The following is a 15,593-nucleotide window of genomic DNA, read 5'->3' as shown; positions in this document are numbered from 1 at the left end:
ATCCTTCGCTGCGGTACCGCGGGCTCCGCACGACGCGGACGCCGCGGTGCGGCAGAGGAGCCGGCAGGGCAGGCAATTCCCGCATCGGGCCGATCGAGCGGGCCACCCACCGGACGTGGGACGAGTGGCTGCGGTTCGTGGCCGGTATCGGCGTCCAGGACGAGACCGTGCAGTCGATCGTCGACGGCGAACCCCGGGTGAGCGGCACCGACCGGCGGATCACCTGGCGGACCAGCGCCCGGGACGGGTCGTCGATCGTCGTCACGAGGGAGCCGAAGGCCAAGGGACGGCGTCACTGGTGGTCACCCAGACCGGGATCGCGACCTTCGAGCTGAGCGCAAGGACCCGGGAGACGTGGACCGCCGTCGTCCGGCGCTCCCTCGAGATCGACCTGGCCGTTCCGGGCTGGACAGCCGGCGGTCCGCTTCATCAGCCCTGGAACCAACTGCACGTTCGTCGTGTGCGATCCACCGGGACCGGGCAGGCTCGACGCGATGGCCGAGCCGCGGCGATGACACGGGTTCGCGGCCTTACCCGGGAGCTGACGTGGAACGTCACGGAGTACTGATCGTCGGTGGCGGCAACGCCGGGATCTCGCTGGCAGCACGGCTGCTCCGCGACGGCGAGAAGGACGTCACCGTCGTGGCCCCGCAGCCGGTGCACCGGTACAAACCGTTGCTCAACTACGTCGGCGGCGGCGAGGCGACGATGGCGGACCTGGACCGTCCGATGGCCGACGTCATCCCCGACGGGTGCACGTGGCTCCGGGACTTCGTGGAAGCGGTCGATCCGGATGCCATGACCGTGCGCACCCGCGGAGGCTGCACGCTGCACTGCTCGACCCTCGTGCTGTGTCCCGGCCTCGTGGAGGACTGGGAGGCCACGCCCGGCCTGCGGTCGGCGTACACCGAGGGCTGGGCCGCCACCACCTACGTCCCGGGCAGCACGCCGCTGGTGTGGCCGAGCCTGCGCTCGCTGCGGAGGGGCTCCGTGGTCTTCACCGTGCCGCCGGAGCCGGCGTCCTGCGGGCCGACCGCGCTGAAGCCGCTGTTCATGGCGTGCGACCACTGGCGGCGCGCCGGCGTCCTGCAGGACCTCGACGTCCGCCTGGTCCTGCCCCGGCCGTCGGTGACGGGACTGTCCGAGCCCGAGGAGGTCCTCGAGCGCGGCTACGCCGACTACGGCATCGAGGTGCTGCGCGAGACCCGGATCGAGCGGGTGGACCCCGATCTGCGCACGCTCACGCTCACGTCGCCCACCGGCCGGGGAGTGCTCGAGGACGTCGCCTTCGCGCACGCCGCGCCGAACTACCGGGCGCCGGGATGGATCGCGGACAGCGGCCTGGCTGTGGACGAGACACCCGGCCTCGTGGACATCGACCCGTTCACCCTGCGCTCGCGCCGCCACGGATCGATCTGGGCGCTGGGCGACGCCGCAGCCGTCGAGACGGTCCCGTCGGGTGGAGCGCTGCGGCGCCAGGTGGACGTGCTCGCCAAGAACATCGCCGCCGCGCGGAGCGGGCAGCAGCTGCAGCGGTACGACGGGTACACGGTCATGCCGATCACCGTGAGCCGCCGGTCGCTGATGCTCGCGGAGGTCGATCGCGACGGCCGCCCCCAACCGTCGGTACCGTTCCTCGACCCGGTCAAGCCCCGCCGCGCGACCTGGTTCGTCGACCGCTACGTCCTCCCGCAGATCTACTGGCGCCGGCTCCTGCGCGGCAAGGTCTGACCCGCTCGGGGAGTTGCCACAGAAGGCTTCCGTCAGGTTCCGACGGTGTGGCCGGCCGCGTCCCGGCTCCGGTCGACGTCGACGCCGAACGCCTCGACCAGATGGCCGGCGAGCAGGTCGTCGGCGAGACCGGCGCGGTAGCCGGCGGACCCCTGGACCCTCGACGCCCGAACTCATTGACACCCGTGGGGACGGGCACGAGTGTGGCGCTGCCGAGCGAGCCGCTCGACGCCCGACGGTGATCCCGCCGTCACCGAGCTCGACGAGACCGATCGTGAGGTCCGGGTCACGGTGGAGGCGACCACTCGTCCGCTCGGGCCGGCCGCCGAGTGCCTCGACGTCGTAGAGCTGCCCCTGGAGGCCCCGATCGGCGACCGGATGCTGATCGACGGGTCGAGCGGGGAGGCGGTCGAGCTGCGGCAGGGCGGTTGAGGATGCGGGGTCCGCGGCCCTGGGAGCCGCTGACCCCGCGGAAGGGCGTGGTCTAGACGTTGAAGCGGAACTCCACGACGTCGCCGTCCGCCATCACGTACTCCTTGCCCTCCATGCGGACCCAGCCCTTGGCCTTCGCCTCGGCCATGGAGCCGGCCTCGAGCAGCTGGTCGAAGGAGACGATCTCGGCCTTGATGAAGCCCCGCTGGAAGTCGGTGTGGATGACACCGGCGGCCTGCGGTGCCGTGGCGCCGACCGGGATGGTCCAGGCGCGGGCCTCCTTCGGCCCGGCGGTCAGGTAGCTCTGCAGCCCGAGGGTGCGGAAGCCCACCGACGCCAGCTGATCCAGTCCGGGCTCGTCCTGACCGATGGAGGCCAGCAGCTCGGCGGCCTCCTCCTCGGGCAGCTCGATCAGCTCCGACTCGGTCTGCGCGTCGAGGAAGATCGCCTCGGCGGGCGCGACCAGCTCGCGCAGCTCGTCGAGCATCGCGCTGTTGGCCAGCTCGTCGGCGTCGACGTTGAAGACGTAGAGGAACGGCTTGGTGGTCATGAGCCCGAGCTCGCGCAGGGGCGCGGGCTCGAGGCCGGCGGCGAACAGGGTCCTGCCCTCGTCCAGCACCTGCTGCGCCTCGACGGCGGCCTTGTGCAGCTGGGCGCGCTCCTTGTCCTTGCGCATCTCCTTCTCCAGCCGCGGGATCGCCTTCTCCAGCGTCTGCAGGTCGGCCAGGAGGAGCTCGGTGTTGATCGTCTCGATGTCGTCGGCCGGGCTGACCTTGCCGTCGACGTGCACGACGTCGGGGTCGGTGAACACCCGGATCACCTGGCAGATCGCGTCGCTCTCGCGAATGTTGGCCAGGAACTTGTTGCCCAGCCCCTGCCCCTCGCTGGCGCCGCGGACGATGCCGGCGATGTCGACGAAGGACACGGTCGCCGGGATGATCTTCTGGCTGCCGAAGATCTCGGCCAGCTTCGCCAGCCGCGGGTCGGGCACGCCCACCACGCCGACGTTCGGCTCGATCGTCGCGAACGGGTAGTTCGCCGCGAGGACGTCGTTCTTGGTCAGGGCGTTGAAGAGGGTCGACTTGCCGACGTTGGGCAGGCCGACGATCCCGATGGTGAGGCTCACGGGAGTCCAGCCTAGTTTGCGTCCGTGCCCTCCCCCGACCTCCGCGTCTGCTTCTTCGGTGACTCGCTGACCGCCGGGGTCGGAGACGACGCCGCGATGGGCTGGGTCGGACGGGTGGTGGCCTCCGCGCGCCGCGCCGGCACCGACCTCACCGGCTACAACCTCGGTGTGCGGCGGGAGACCTCGCAGGACGTGCAGGCTCGCTGGCTGGCCGAGGCCCGACCACGGCTGCGCCAGGGCGACGGCCGGGGCGTGGTCCTCGCCGTCGGGGTCAACGACACCACCGTCGACGGCGGGCAGCGACGGGTGCCGCAGTCCGGGACCCTGCGCGCGGTGCGGCTCGTCGCCGACCAGGCCGGCGAGCAGGGCTGGCCGCTGCTGGCCGTCGGGCCCACCCTCGTCCACGACGACCAGCAGAACCGGCTCATCCTCGACCTCTCCGAGGCCATGGGCAGCGAGTGCACCGCACTGCATGTGCCCTACGTCGAGATCGCCGCCGGCCTGCAGGACGACGAGTGGCTCCGCGAGGTCGCCGCCCGCGACGGAGCCCACCCGTCCGCGCGCGGCTACGAGCGGCTGAGCCGCGTGATCCGTCCCGTCTTCACGGAGTGGCTGGGCACCGTGGCGGACGGGGGCCGGAGTTCCTAGACGTGTTTGCGGCGCGGCCAACGAGCATGGCGCCATGCCCTCCCCCGTCGACCTCCCCGCCGTCCTCGCCACCATCGACCAGCCGTGGTCACCCCGCACCGTCGCCGTCCTCGACGACTACGACCTCCGGGTGGTGCACACCCGGGGCGAGTTCACCCGCCACAGCCACCCGGAGACCGACGAGGTCTTCCTCGTGCTGTCCGGCTCGCTGACCATCCGGATGGACGACGGCGACCTCACCCTCGGCCCGGGGCAGCTCTACGTCGTCCCGAAGGGCACCCCGCACCAGCCGTACTCGCCGGACGGCCGGGCTCCGCCGGTCGGGCACCCCGGACCACGGCGGCGTCCGAAAACCGCCAGAAGGGAGCCCCGGGCACTGGCATGCTCGGGGACGTGAACGAGGCCCTCGACCAGGAGCGCTGCTACCGCGCCGTCGCCGGCCGGGACGCGCGCTTCGACGGCTGGTTCTTCACCGCCGTGCACACCACGGGCATCTACTGCCGCCCGTCCTGCCCGGCCCGCACGCCGCTGGCCCGCAACGTCTCCTTCTTCTCCACCGCGGCCGCCGCCCAGGGCGCCGGCTTCCGCGCCTGCCGGCGGTGCCGGCCGGACGCCGCACCCGGGTCACCGGAGTGGGACGTGCGCGCCGACGTCGTCGCCCGGGCCATGCGGCTGATCGGCGACGGCGAGGTCGAGCGCTCCGGTGTGCCGGGCCTGGCCGCCCACCTCGGCTACTCCGAGCGGCAGCTGCACCGGCTGGTCGTCGCGGAGCTGGGCGTCGGCCCGCTGGCACTGGCCCGCGCCCAGCGGGCGCAGACCGCCCGGCTGCTGGTCGAGACCACCGACCTGCCGATGGCCGACGTCGCTTTCGCCGCGGGCTTCACCAGCGTCCGGCAGTTCAACGACACCGTCCAGGAGGTCTTCGCCACCACGCCGTCCGAGTTGCGCCGCGGCCGCCGCGGCGCGCACGGCGGACCGCCCGGCTGGCTGACGCTGCGGCTGGCCGCCAGGGCGCCCTACGCCGCCGAGGAGGTGCTGCTCTTCCTCGGCGCGCATGCGGTGCCCGGCCTCGAGGAGTGGGACGGGACGACGTTCTCCCGCGTGCTCGACCTGCCGCACGGGCCCGCGGTCGTCCGGCTCTCCCCGGCTCCCGACGGCGGCGCGGGGGTGACCGTGCGCCTGCGGCTCGGCGAACTCCGCGACCTGGCGGCCGCGGTCAGCCGCTGCCGCCGGATGCTCGACCTGGATGCCGACCCCACCGCCGTCGACGACGTGCTGGGCGCCGACCCGGCGCTCGCCCCGCTGGTCGCCGCCGCCCCCGGACGGCGGGTGCCCGCCTCCCCCGACGCCGACGAGCTCGCGGTGCGCGCCGTCCTGGGTCAGCAGGTGTCCGTCGCCGGCGCCCGCACCCTCACCGCCCGGCTGCTGACGGCGGCCGGCACGCCCCTGCCCGAGCCGGTCGGCACCCTCACGCACGCCTTCCCCCGCCCGGACGCGCTGGCGGACGCCGATCTGACGGCGGTGGGCCTCACCGGCGCGCGCCGCCGGACGGTGCACGCGCTGGCCACCGCGCTCGCCGGTGGCAGCGTCGCCCTCGGGCCGGGCGCGGAGCGCGCCGACGCGGAGCGGGCACTGCGCGCGGTCCCCGGCATCGGCCCGTGGACCGCGGCCCTCGTCGGGCTGCGCGGCCTGGCCGACCCCGACGTCTGGCTCCCCGGCGACCTCGCCCTGAGCAAGTCGCTCGCAGCGCTGAGCAGCAGCGACACCGACGCCGCCACCCGCTGGCGACCGTGGCGGTCCTACGCCGTCCTCCACCTGTGGGCGCTCGCCATCCCGTCCCTCTTCACCCGCCCGGCCACACCCCTCACCCGTGCACCCGACCTCCCCAGGAGCGCCTGATGACCGTCCTGCTCGACCGCACCGCCCCGCGCGTCCGCTACGCCACCGTTCCCACCCCGCCGGGTCCGTTCACCGTGGTCGTCGGCCCAGACCCCGATGGTCGCGACGTCGTCCTCGCCAGCGGGTGGACCGCGGAGCTCGACGAGCTGTGGCCGGTGATCCACCGCGCGCTGCGGCCCGGCGGCGCCGACGAGGACCCGCGGCTGCCCGTGCTCTCGGCGGTGGAGGCGTTCGTCGCCGGCGACGTCACGGCCATCGACGAGGTCGTCGTCCGCCAGCGGTCCGGGCCGTTCCTCCAGGAGGCCTGGCAGGTGCTGCGCACGGTCCCCGCCGGGCGACCCGACACCTACGCCGCCTTCGCCGCCCGCTGCGGCCGGCCGGCCGCGGTGCGCGCAGCGGCGAACGCCTGCGCCCGCAACGCCGCGGCCCTGTTCGTGCCGTGCCACCGCGTGCTCGGTTCCGACGGCGGGCTGGGCGGCTTCCGCTGGGGAACCCCGGTGAAGCGCTGGCTGCTCGACCACGAAGCGGAGCACGCCGGAGTCGCCGCCTGAGAGGCCGGACCACCACACCGCGAACGCTCTGCCTCTGAGTGCAGATGTACTCAGCGGCAGAGCTTCCGGGAAATCGTCGGACCCCTCGGGCACCCTCCGGGTCATGGACGCCGCTTCCCTGCTCCTCGGGCTCCTCCTCGGTGCGCTGCTGGCCACGGCCGTCACCCTCGGCGTGGTCACCCTGCTGGCGCGCCGCCGGCCCGAGGAGGCCGGCCTCGAACCGGTGCACGAGTCGCTGGACCACCTGCACCGGCTGCTCGCCGGCATGGAGCGCGCCCGCGCCACCGCCCACGGCGAGCTGCGGGAGCAGATGGGCACGGTCGGCCAGGCGTCGGCGCAGCTCAAGCACGAGACGGCGGCCCTGGTCACCGCGCTGCGCACGCCGCACGTCCGCGGCCGCTGGGGCGAGGTGCAGCTGCGCCGGGTCGTCGAGGTGGCCGGCCTGATCGAGCACTGCGACTTCGTCGAGCAGCCGTCGGGCACCAACGACGAGGGCGCCGGCGTCCGCCCCGACTTGGTGGTCACCCTGGCCGACGGCCGCCAGGTGATCGTCGACGCGAAGGTGCCGTTCACCGGCTACATCGAGGCGGTCCAGGCCGACGACCGCGCGGTGCGTGCGGAGCGGGTCGCGGCGCACGCCCGCCAGCTGCGCACCCACATCGACGCGCTCGCCGCCCGCCGCTACCCGACCGCCTTCCGGCCTGCGGCGCCGTTCACCGTCCTGTTCGTCCCGTCCGACGGCTTCCTCACCACGGCGCTGGAGGCCGAGCCCGGCCTGCTGGAGCACGGCTTCGCCCGCGACGTCGTGCTGGCCACCCCCAGCACCCTGCTGGCCCTGCTGCGCACGGTGGCCTACTCGTGGCGGCAGGAGCGCCTGGCACGCGACGCCGACCAGGTGCTGGAGGTGGGCCGGCGGCTGCACGCCCGGCTGAGCACCCTCTCCGGGCACCTGACCCGGCTGGGCTCGGCGCTCTCGACGACCCTCACCCGCTACAACGAGACGATCGGCTCCTACGAGCGCTCGGTGCTCGCCGCCGCCCGGCGGTTCGACGACCTGGGCATCGCCGAGTCGGCGGTGCCCGAACCGGCCCCCGTCGAGGCGACGGTGCGCACCCTCCGCCCGACGGAGCTCACCGACCTCCCCGGCCCCGACACCACCGGTCGGCTGGACGTGGTCACCGGGCGAGAGCGCGACGGCACTTCCGGCTGACGGCTGCCCGCCGGCCCCGTCGGGAACCCGTGTGCCCCCCGTGTCACAGGCATCACGCTGTGTTGCTGAACCACCACAGGAAGGCTGCGACGCGGCGTCGTCCTCCCGCCTCCGGGCCGCTCGGGTCGTTACCGTTGCCGGGAAGGTCGGCCAGCCGGGTCGCCCTGCGGAACCGGACGGGGGTGCGCCATGGCCACGGCGAGCACGGCGGGCGCGTGGCACAGCGGAGGGCGCCCCGAGCGGCCCTATCCCGCGCGCGCACCGCGCCCCACCGCCGGCGCCGAGCGATCACGGCGTCCCGGGCGGCCGGGAGCGCCGGCCCCGGGCCGAGCCGGTGAACGGCTGCATGCCGCCGAGCGCGGGTACACCCACGACCGGTTCGACCAGCCACACCCCGTGCCGCCCCGCCGGCCCGACCGTCGCGCCGGCGCCGGCTCGACGGAGGCGCGCGGCCGCGAACGCACCGTGGCCCCCCGCGTGCGCGAGAGCCGGCTGCCCGGCACGGTCGCCGTCCTCGGCGTCTTCCTGCTGACGCTGGCCGGCTGCGCCGTCGACTCGTTCGTCGGCATGGGCCTGGGCACCATCACGCTCGTCACCCTGGCCGCCGGCACCGCGACCGCCACCTGGCTCGTCCGGCGGCGCGACCTGCTCACCGTCCTCGTGGCGCCCCCGCTGGTCTTCGTGCTCGTCGCCATGGCGAACATCAGCCTGGCGCCGTCGGCGACGTTCAACCTCCCCACCATGGCCACGCTCCTGGTGCGCGGCTTCCCGACCATGGCCGTCGCCACCGCCATCGCCGTGGTGCTCGCCATCGTGCGGCTGGCCGCCCGACGCTAGGCGTCGCTCCTCCCCAGCACGACGAAGGCCCCGGCCCCGCAGACGCGGGACCGGGGCCTTCTCGTGGAACGGGCGGGTAGGTCAGTCGGCCGCAGGATCGGCGTCGCGGCGCTTGGCCCGGAGCTCGTGCGGCAGTGCGAACACCAGCCGCTCCTCCGCGGCCTTCACCGTCTCGACGTCGGCGTAGCCGCGCTCGGCCAGCCAGTCGAGCACCTCGCTGACCAGGATCTCGGGCACCGACGCACCGCTGGTCACGCCCACCGTCGAGACACCGGCCAGCCAGGCCGGGTCGACCTCGGCGGCGTAGTCGACCAGGTAGGAGGCACGCGCGCCCGCCTCCAGGGCCACCTCGACCAGCCGGACGGAGTTGGACGAGTTCGTGGAGCCGACCACGAGCACCAGGTCGCACTCGGCGGCCATCTGCTTCACGGCCTGCTGCCGGTTCTGGGTGGCGTAGCAGATGTCGTCGCTCGGCGGCGACTGCAGGCCGGGGAAGCGGTTCTTCAACTGGTCGACCGTCGCCAGCGTCTCGTCGACCGACAGCGTGGTCTGCGACAGCCACACGACCTTCTCCGGGTCGCGGACCTGCACGTTCGCCACGTCGTCGGCGCCGTCGACCAGCTGGATGTGGGCCGGGGCCTCGCCCGCGGTGCCCTCCACCTCTTCGTGCCCGCGGTGACCGATCAGCAGGATGTCGAAGTCGTCACGGGCGAACCGCTTCGCCTCCTGGTGCACCTTGGTGACCAGCGGGCAGGTGGCGTCGATCGTGCGCAGCTGCCGCGCGGCCGCCTCCTGGTGCACCGCCGGCGACACCCCGTGCGCGCTGAAGACGACGACCGACCCCTCGGGTACCTCGTCGGTCTCGTCGACGAAGATCGCGCCGCGCCGCTCGAGGGTGGCCACGACGTGCTTGTTGTGGACGATCTGCTTGCGGACGTAGACAGGCGCGCCGTGGATGTCCAGGGCGCGTTCCACGGCCACCACCGCCCGGTCGACGCCGGCGCAGTACCCCCGGGGATCGGCCAGCAGGACCCGTCCGCGCTGATCAGCCATGGCCCCATGGTAGTTGAAGGACCCCCCGCCCCCCGCCGCTCGCGAGCTCGCGACGGGGCCCTGCAGGGGCCACGGGGCACCGATGTGACCGGTCCCATCCCTCCGGAGGGCGCATCCTCGCTGGTGGGTGTGTCGGGTGCGGGGTTCTGGGGCACGCTGTGCCCATGTCCCGTGAGATCCCCGAGGTCGTCCGCGCCGCCGCCGGTCTGGCGGCCACCGTGCTGGACGAGGCCCGGAAGCTGCCCGAGACCCTGCCCGGCCTGCCGGTGCGCGTCATCGGCATGGCGATGCAGCACGCGATGAAGGTGCAGCAGACCTACGCCGGCTTCGTCGCCCGCGGCGACGAACTGCTCGTGGGCCTCCGCGGCGACGCCGAGCCGGGCCTGGCCACCTTCGACGACGACGAGGCCGCGCCCGCCACCGGCTACCGCGAATCCGCGTTCGACCGCGCCCCCTCCGGCACGATCACCGACGACGAGGTGGCCGACCTCCCCGACGACCCGGCCGCCGACGCCGTCGTCGCCGCGGTCGACGACCTCAGCCGGGAGCTGGTGGACGACCTCGCCGACGGCGTGGAGGAGCTCGCCGACGGCGCGGACGAGGCCCAGCAGTCCCTCACCGACCTGCCGACGGCCGACGCGCCGGGCACCGACGAGGTGCTCGACGAGCTGGCCATCGACGAGGCGGTCCCCGAGGTGCCCGACACCGACCCGCTGGGCCCGGGTGTCGACGACGCCGTGGCCACCGAGGACGCCGACGCCCTGGAGCAGGCGCTCCTCGAGACCGGGCCCGCACTCTCGGCCGACGACGTCGCGGCCGACGGTGCCACGACCGTCGACGTCCTGACGCCGGACGGCGAGGTCGAGACCGTCGACGCCGCGGTCACCGACGAGGGCATCGCCGCGGTCGAGGCACCGCAGGACGACGCGGGCACCGACGAGACCGGGGCGATGACCAACCCGGCCGCCGAGCAGGACGCCGCCGTCCAGCAGGGCGCCGGCCCCGACGTGGCGGTCGACGAGGGCGGGACCCCCGTCGCCGCGGCCACCGGGGTGCGCACCGACGTGGGTGCGAGCGACACCGACGAGACCGACGCGGCCATCGCCGAGGGCGCGTCGGTGGACGCCGTCGGGGAGACGACCGACGCGCCGACCGACGACCCGCAGGGCGGCAGCGAGGTGTCCGGCGCACAGGCGGCCGGCACCGCACCCGTCGAGGGCTACGACAGCTTCTCCATCGCCCAGCTCCGCGGGCGGCTGCGCGGCTACCAGTTGCACACCGTTGCGGACCTGCTCGCCTACGAGGAGGCCACCAGGGCGCGGGAGCCCTACCTGCGGATGCTGCGCAACCGGTTGGAGAAGCTCGAGGAGCAGGCGGTCGAGTCCAGCCCGCTGGCACCGCGCGGCACCTGAAAGAGGACCCCGTCCCCCTCACCGCTCGCAGGCTCGCAGGCTCGCAGGCTCGCAGGCTCGCAGTGAGCCTCTGGACGGGGCCACCTGCCCCGCGTCGCCGGCGTCGCGGCGAGCCTGGGGACGGGATGGGGAGCCCGGGGGGTCGGTGCCGTCTGGCACCCTCGGGACGTGACCGCCCCGTCCACCCCGGAAGCCCCCTGGCCGGTGCGCACGGTGGCCCGCAAGGTCGCCGACTGGATCGGCCGGCTGGGTGAGGTGTGGGTGGAGGGCCAGGTGGCCCAGCTGTCCCGACGGGGCGGCGCGGCCACCGTCTTCCTCACGCTGCGCGACCCCGCGGCCGACCTGTCGGTGCCCGTCACCTGCCACCGCGACGTCGCCGAGCGGCCGGGCCTGGAGCTGACCGAGGGCGCGCGGGTGATCGTCCGCGCGCGGCCGGACTACTACGTCGCTCGCGGTTCCTTCTCGCTGCGAGCCACGGAGATCCGCGCCGTCGGCCTGGGCGAGCTGCTCGCCCGCATCGAGCGGATCCGCCGGCTGCTGGCCGCCGAGGGCCTGTTCGACACCGTGCGCAAGCGGCCGCTCCCGTTCGCCCCCGCCGTCGTCGGGCTGATCACCGGCCGGGACAGCGCCGCCGAGCGGGACGTGCTGGTCACCGCCCGCCGCCGCTGGCCGGCGGTCCGCTTCGACATGCACAACTGCGCCGTCCAGGGCCCGCAGGCAGCCACCAACGTCATCGAGGGCCTGCGCCGCCTGGACGCCGACCCGGCGGTCGAGGTCATCGTCGTCGCCCGCGGCGGGGGGTCGGTCGAGGACCTGCTGCCCTTCTCCGACGAGGGCCTGGTCCGCGCGATCGCCTCCTGCCGCACCCCGGTGGTCACCGCGGTCGGCCACGAGACCGACACCACGCTGGTCGACCACGTCGCCGACGTCCGGGCCGCGACCCCGACCGACGCCGCGCACCGGATCGTGCCGGAGATCGGCGAGCAGCGAGAGCTGGTGGCCGGTCTGCGCGCCCGGGCCCGGCACCTGGTCACCGCCCGCGTGGACCAGCAGGAACGCTGGCTGGAGTCGGTCCGCACCCGCCCGTCGCTGGCCTCCCCCGAACGGCTGCTGCACGGCCGGGCCGACGACGTCCTCGGGCTGCGCACCCGCGCCCGCCGGATGCTCGTCCACCGCATCGAGGGCGCCGAGCGCGACCTCGAGCACGCCCGGGCACGGGTGGCGGCACTGTCGCCGGCGGCGACGCTGGAGCGGGGCTACGCCGTCGTCCAGCGGCACGACGGCTCACTGGTGCGCGACCCGGCCGGGGTGGCCGACGGAGAACGTCTGCGCATCCGGGTCGCCGGCGGCCGGCTGGCCGTCCGGGTGGACCGCGCCGGCGCCCCGGACACCGCTCCCGGCCCCCACGAGGAGGACTCCCCATGAGCACGACCGACGAGCCGACCACCACCTACGAGCAGGCCCGCGAGGAGCTCGCCGACGTGGTGCGGCAGCTGGAGGCCGGTGGCCTCACGCTGGAGGAGTCGCTGCGCCTGTGGGAGCGGGGGGAGGAGCTGGCGCGGCTGTGCCAGCACTGGCTGGACCGGGCCCGCGAACGGCTGGCCGCGGCCGCACCCGACGACGCCGCGGAAAGCTGACCCGGGGGCTCGGGCGGGCTGACCCGGGAGCTCAGGCGGGGGGACGCAGCTCCCTGCCTGAGGCGACCACGAGGCCGGCGTCGGCGAAGGCGGCGAGCACCCGGTCGACCCGGCGCTGCAGCATCGGGGACGCGGCATCGACGGCGTGCCGGGCCGATCCGTCGTCCAGGCAGCGCGCCAGCACGTCACGCAGCTGGGTGGCGCGTGTTGGCTGCGCCGCCGGGATCCGGGTGACCATGCCGCAGGGACACGACCCACCGGTGGCCGGGGCCCGGTGATCACCACGGGGGCAATCCTCGCGTGGCGGCATCTGCAACTCCTCGGGAACGGGAAACCGTGGCCGGTGAACCCACAGCGTCCCGCCGTCAGCGGCCCACGGCCGTCCGACTCTCCCGAAGGTCATCAGGTCGTGACCTGCGCCACTACCGGCTACCCGGTGTAGGGCTCCACCGCCGCCGCCACCGCGGTCAGCTCGTCGTCCTCGGCCGAACCGGTCACCACCAGGGTGATGCCGCCGTCGACCCGGGAGAGCGCCGTCTCCCCGCGCTGGGTGGTCGAGCGAGCCCACTCCTCGCCCTCGATCTCGACGTCCCCGTCCGCGGCTGCGCCGTCGAGCACCGCGCGCACGGCCTCGGCGTCGTCGTCGTCGCTGACCACGAAGCCCGCATAGGCCCCGGACGGGGTCACGTAACCGATCTGCACCGTCACCGGCTCCCCCTCCGCGGCGTTCCCGGCATCGGTGCGCGCGCTCGTCGGCCGGTACTCCGCATCGAGGTCGGGCACCAGGAGCGGGTAATCGGCCCGCAGGTCGGCCAGCCGGAGCGTGTTGGCCGGGTCGATCTCGAGCACCGGGTCCTCCGGATTGCGGAGGAAGGCCTGCCAGCCGACGACCAGCAGGCAGATCACCACCAGCGGCAGCAGGGAGCGCACCATGTTCCCCGCGCTCATCCGGTTGGCCCGCTCCACCGGGGACGCCGGCGGGGGCGGCAGCTGCTCCTCGGGCGCGGCCGCACCGTCGGGGGCGTCGGGACGCTGGCTCGTCGGGCCGATTCCGGTCATGCCCCTAGGATCGCAGGAGAGCGCTCCCACACCGCCGCCCAGCGTCCGTGCGGCCTCACACCGGCGCAGACGCGCCGGGAGCGGCCGGGGCCAGGCGTCGCCACCACCCGGTGGCCCAACCAGGAGGTCCTGTGTCGCTGCCCCTGCCCGATGGCCCCGTCCACACGTCCGGCTCCGGCCGCAGCTTCAGTGCCGACCGGCCCGCTCCCGACCGCAACCTGGCCCTCGAGCTGGTGCGGGTCACCGAGGCCGCCGCGATGGCTGCCGGGCGCTGGGTCGGTCGGGGAGACAAGAACGGCGGTGACGGCGCGGCGGTCGACGCCATGCGGGCCCTCATCGGCACGGTGCGCATGAAGGGCGTCGTCGTCATCGGCGAGGGCGAGAAGGACGAAGCCCCGATGCTCTACAACGGCGAGCAGGTCGGCGACGGCCAGGGGCCCGAGTGCGACGTCGCGGTGGACCCGATCGACGGCACCACGCTCATGGCCAAGGGCATGCCGAACGCGATCGCCGTGATGGCCGTCGCGGAACGGGGCGCCATGTACGACCCGTCGGCGGTCTTCTACATGGAGAAGCTGGCCACCGGCCCGGCCGCGGCCGACGTCGTCGACATCACCGCCCCGGTCGCCGAGAACATCAGGCGGATCGCGAAGGCCAAGCGCAGCTCGGTCGGCGACGTCACCGTCTGCATCCTCGACCGGCCCCGCCACGAGCAGCTGGTGCACGACGTCCGCGAGGCCGGCGCCCGCATCAAGTTCATCACCGACGGCGACGTCGCAGGCGCGATCGCCGCCGCCCGCGAGGGCACCGGCGTCGACCTGCTGCTGGGCATCGGCGGCACCCCGGAGGGGATCATCGCGGCCTGCGCGCTCAAGTGCATGGGCGGCGCGCTCCAGGGCAAGTTGTGGCCCAAGGACGACGAGGAGCGCCAGAAGGCCCTCGACGCCGGGCACGACCTCGACCGGGTGCTGCACATCGACGACCTGGTGCGCGGCGACGTCTTCTTCGTCGCCACCGGCATCACCGACGGCGAGTTGCTGCGCGGCGTCCGCTACAGCGCCGGCGGCTGCACCACCCAGTCGTTGGTCATGCGCTCCCGCTCGGGCACGATCCGGTCGATCGACAGCCTGCACGCGCTGGAAAAGCTGCGCGCCTACTCCGCGGTGCCCTTCGACCGGGAGGAGTAGCGCACGTGGCCGGAGGTCACGCCGAGCGGGACCCGGGGGCTCCCGCGCAGGCGTGACGCAACGGTCCGGCGCAGCAGGGGCGCACTCCGGCGCGCCGGTTCACTCCAGCTCGGTGCACGCCATCACCGTGAAGGGCTTGACCCGTCCGCCGCAGCTGCTGCCGTACTCCTCGTAGTCCGACAGCGGCGGGGACTCGTACATCAGGTCGTCGCAGGACTGCAGGTCGCCCTCGAAGCAACCCTGGGCGTAGGCGTCCAGCGTCTCGTCCGGCCCGAGGTCGGCCGGCTCCACCGGCGGGAACTGCTCGACGGACCCGCCGGGCATGCCGCCGTACCAGCTGCCCATGCCCTCCTCGCCGAGGAGGCCGCCGAGCATCGCGTCCATCGACTCCTGGCTGCCCTCGACCATGCCCTCACGGACGCCCTCGGTGATGCCCGCAGCCATCTCCTCCCCCATCGCCCGGCCGATGCCCTCGGCGCTGCCGATGAACACCGCGCTGACCAGGAAGGTGGCCGCCACGGCGCCGGCGGCCACCCCGGCCAGGGCTGCACCGGCGACGGCCCACCGGGTACGTCCCGACGACGCCGCGGGCGTCGCCGCGCCCGGTGCGGCGGCCGGGGCAGCCGGCTGCCAGGACGGCGCCGTCGTCGCCCAGTCGGGCGCCGGCTGCGCACCCGGGGCCGGCCACGCCGTCCCAGGAGCCGGCCAGCTCGGCACCGTCTCCCCGTGCGGAGTCGACGATGCGCCCGGGCCGGGCGTCGTGGGCTGGGACATGGGGTGCTCCTCGGGGTCGGGCCGGATCGGCACCCTA

General features: G+C 74.5%; 17 protein-coding genes. 12 read left to right on the top strand and 5 right to left on the bottom strand.

Annotation, left to right across the window (positions count from 1 at the left end; translation table 11 throughout):
- The first annotated feature begins 546 nt into the window (after nt 1–546).
- Together QOZ86_RS13160 and QOZ86_RS13155 are read left to right on the top strand one after the other, a co-directional pair.
- Nucleotides 547–1,731 (top strand): NAD(P)/FAD-dependent oxidoreductase, encoded by a 1,185-nt coding sequence (locus QOZ86_RS13160; protein ID WP_284492425.1) that lies wholly within the window; start codon nt 547–549, stop codon nt 1,729–1,731.
- 201 nt (nt 1,732–1,932) lie between these two features.
- On the top strand, nt 1,933–2,163 hold the full coding sequence (locus tag QOZ86_RS13155) for a hypothetical protein (RefSeq protein WP_284492424.1): 231 nt from the start codon (nt 1,933–1,935) through the stop codon (nt 2,161–2,163).
- 52 nt (nt 2,164–2,215) lie between these two features.
- On the opposite strand, the gene ychF is transcribed toward QOZ86_RS13155, so the two are convergent.
- Nucleotides 2,216–3,289 carry a redox-regulated ATPase YchF gene (ychF, locus tag QOZ86_RS13150; protein WP_284492423.1) on the bottom strand — a complete coding sequence of 358 codons (1,074 nt, stop codon included), beginning with the start codon at nt 3,287–3,289 and terminating at the stop codon, nt 2,216–2,218.
- Nucleotides 3,290–3,313: 24 nt separating this feature from the next.
- Here ychF and QOZ86_RS13145 point away from each other — a divergent pair, with 24 nt between their 5' ends.
- From QOZ86_RS13145 to QOZ86_RS13120, 6 genes are all read left to right on the top strand, one after another.
- Complete coding sequence (locus tag QOZ86_RS13145; protein ID WP_284492422.1) at nt 3,314–3,937, top strand: GDSL-type esterase/lipase family protein; 624 nt, start codon at nt 3,314–3,316, stop codon at nt 3,935–3,937.
- A 34-nt stretch (nt 3,938–3,971) separates the two neighbouring features.
- A complete protein-coding gene (locus tag QOZ86_RS13140; protein ID WP_284492421.1) occupies nt 3,972–4,334 on the top strand; it encodes a cupin domain-containing protein in 363 nt (120 codons plus the stop codon).
- On the top strand, nt 4,331–5,836 hold the full coding sequence (locus QOZ86_RS13135) for an AlkA N-terminal domain-containing protein (protein ID WP_284492420.1): 1,506 nt from the start codon (nt 4,331–4,333) through the stop codon (nt 5,834–5,836). The genes QOZ86_RS13140 and QOZ86_RS13135 overlap by 4 nt, the downstream gene beginning before the upstream one ends.
- The gene (locus tag QOZ86_RS13130; RefSeq protein ID WP_284492419.1) at nt 5,836–6,387 is read left to right on the top strand and encodes a methylated-DNA--[protein]-cysteine S-methyltransferase; all 552 of its coding nucleotides are present in this window, start codon (nt 5,836–5,838) and stop codon (nt 6,385–6,387) included. Before QOZ86_RS13135 ends, QOZ86_RS13130 begins: the two co-directional genes overlap by 1 nt.
- A gap of 103 nt (nt 6,388–6,490) precedes the next feature.
- Complete coding sequence (locus QOZ86_RS13125) at nt 6,491–7,597, top strand: DNA recombination protein RmuC (RefSeq protein WP_284492418.1); 1,107 nt, start codon at nt 6,491–6,493, stop codon at nt 7,595–7,597.
- Between the two features lie 396 nt (nt 7,598–7,993).
- Nucleotides 7,994–8,434 carry a DUF6542 domain-containing protein gene (locus tag QOZ86_RS13120; protein ID WP_284492417.1) on the top strand — a complete coding sequence of 147 codons (441 nt, stop codon included), beginning with the start codon at nt 7,994–7,996 and terminating at the stop codon, nt 8,432–8,434.
- 81 nt (nt 8,435–8,515) lie between these two features.
- Here QOZ86_RS13120 and QOZ86_RS13115 read toward each other — a convergent pair whose 3' ends face one another.
- Entirely contained in the window at nt 8,516–9,487 is a 972-nt protein-coding gene (locus QOZ86_RS13115; RefSeq protein ID WP_284492416.1) for a 4-hydroxy-3-methylbut-2-enyl diphosphate reductase, read from the bottom strand.
- Nucleotides 9,488–9,651: 164 nt separating this feature from the next.
- On the opposite strand from QOZ86_RS13115, the gene QOZ86_RS13110 reads away from it, so the two are divergent.
- The 3 genes from QOZ86_RS13110 to QOZ86_RS13100 all read left to right on the top strand — a co-directional run bounded on the left by QOZ86_RS13110 (nt 9,652) and on the right by QOZ86_RS13100 (nt 12,536).
- Nucleotides 9,652–10,899, top strand: coding sequence for a hypothetical protein (locus tag QOZ86_RS13110; protein ID WP_284492415.1), 1,248 nt, complete (start codon nt 9,652–9,654; stop codon nt 10,897–10,899).
- A gap of 168 nt (nt 10,900–11,067) precedes the next feature.
- Nucleotides 11,068–12,324: an exodeoxyribonuclease VII large subunit gene (gene xseA / locus QOZ86_RS13105; protein ID WP_284492414.1), complete on the top strand. Its 1,257-nt coding sequence runs from the start codon at nt 11,068–11,070 to the stop codon at nt 12,322–12,324.
- Nucleotides 12,321–12,536, top strand: coding sequence for an exodeoxyribonuclease VII small subunit (locus tag QOZ86_RS13100; protein WP_284492413.1), 216 nt, complete (start codon nt 12,321–12,323; stop codon nt 12,534–12,536). The genes xseA and QOZ86_RS13100 overlap by 4 nt, the downstream gene beginning before the upstream one ends.
- Nucleotides 12,537–12,567: 31 nt before the next feature.
- On the opposite strand, the gene QOZ86_RS13095 is transcribed toward QOZ86_RS13100, so the two are convergent.
- Both QOZ86_RS13095 and QOZ86_RS13090 read right to left on the bottom strand, forming a co-directional pair.
- Nucleotides 12,568–12,774 (bottom strand): hypothetical protein, encoded by a 207-nt coding sequence (locus QOZ86_RS13095; protein ID WP_284492412.1) that lies wholly within the window; start codon nt 12,772–12,774, stop codon nt 12,568–12,570.
- 191 nt (nt 12,775–12,965) lie between these two features.
- On the bottom strand, nt 12,966–13,595 hold the full coding sequence (locus QOZ86_RS13090) for a DUF4245 domain-containing protein (RefSeq protein WP_284492411.1): 630 nt from the start codon (nt 13,593–13,595) through the stop codon (nt 12,966–12,968).
- A gap of 131 nt (nt 13,596–13,726) precedes the next feature.
- Here QOZ86_RS13090 and glpX point away from each other — a divergent pair, with 131 nt between their 5' ends.
- The gene (gene glpX, locus QOZ86_RS13085; RefSeq protein WP_284492410.1) at nt 13,727–14,782 is read left to right on the top strand and encodes a class II fructose-bisphosphatase; all 1,056 of its coding nucleotides are present in this window, start codon (nt 13,727–13,729) and stop codon (nt 14,780–14,782) included.
- Nucleotides 14,783–14,881: 99 nt separating this feature from the next.
- On the opposite strand, the gene QOZ86_RS13080 is transcribed toward glpX, so the two are convergent.
- A complete protein-coding gene (locus QOZ86_RS13080; protein WP_284492409.1) occupies nt 14,882–15,556 on the bottom strand; it encodes a hypothetical protein in 675 nt (224 codons plus the stop codon).
- Between the last annotated feature and the right edge of the window lie 37 nt (nt 15,557–15,593).

The sequence above is a fragment of the Blastococcus capsensis genome (assembly GCF_030165005.1).
Taxonomy (GTDB): Bacteria; Actinomycetota; Actinomycetes; order Mycobacteriales; family Geodermatophilaceae; genus Blastococcus; species Blastococcus capsensis.
This window is presented reverse-complemented; position numbering and strand designations above follow the sequence as displayed.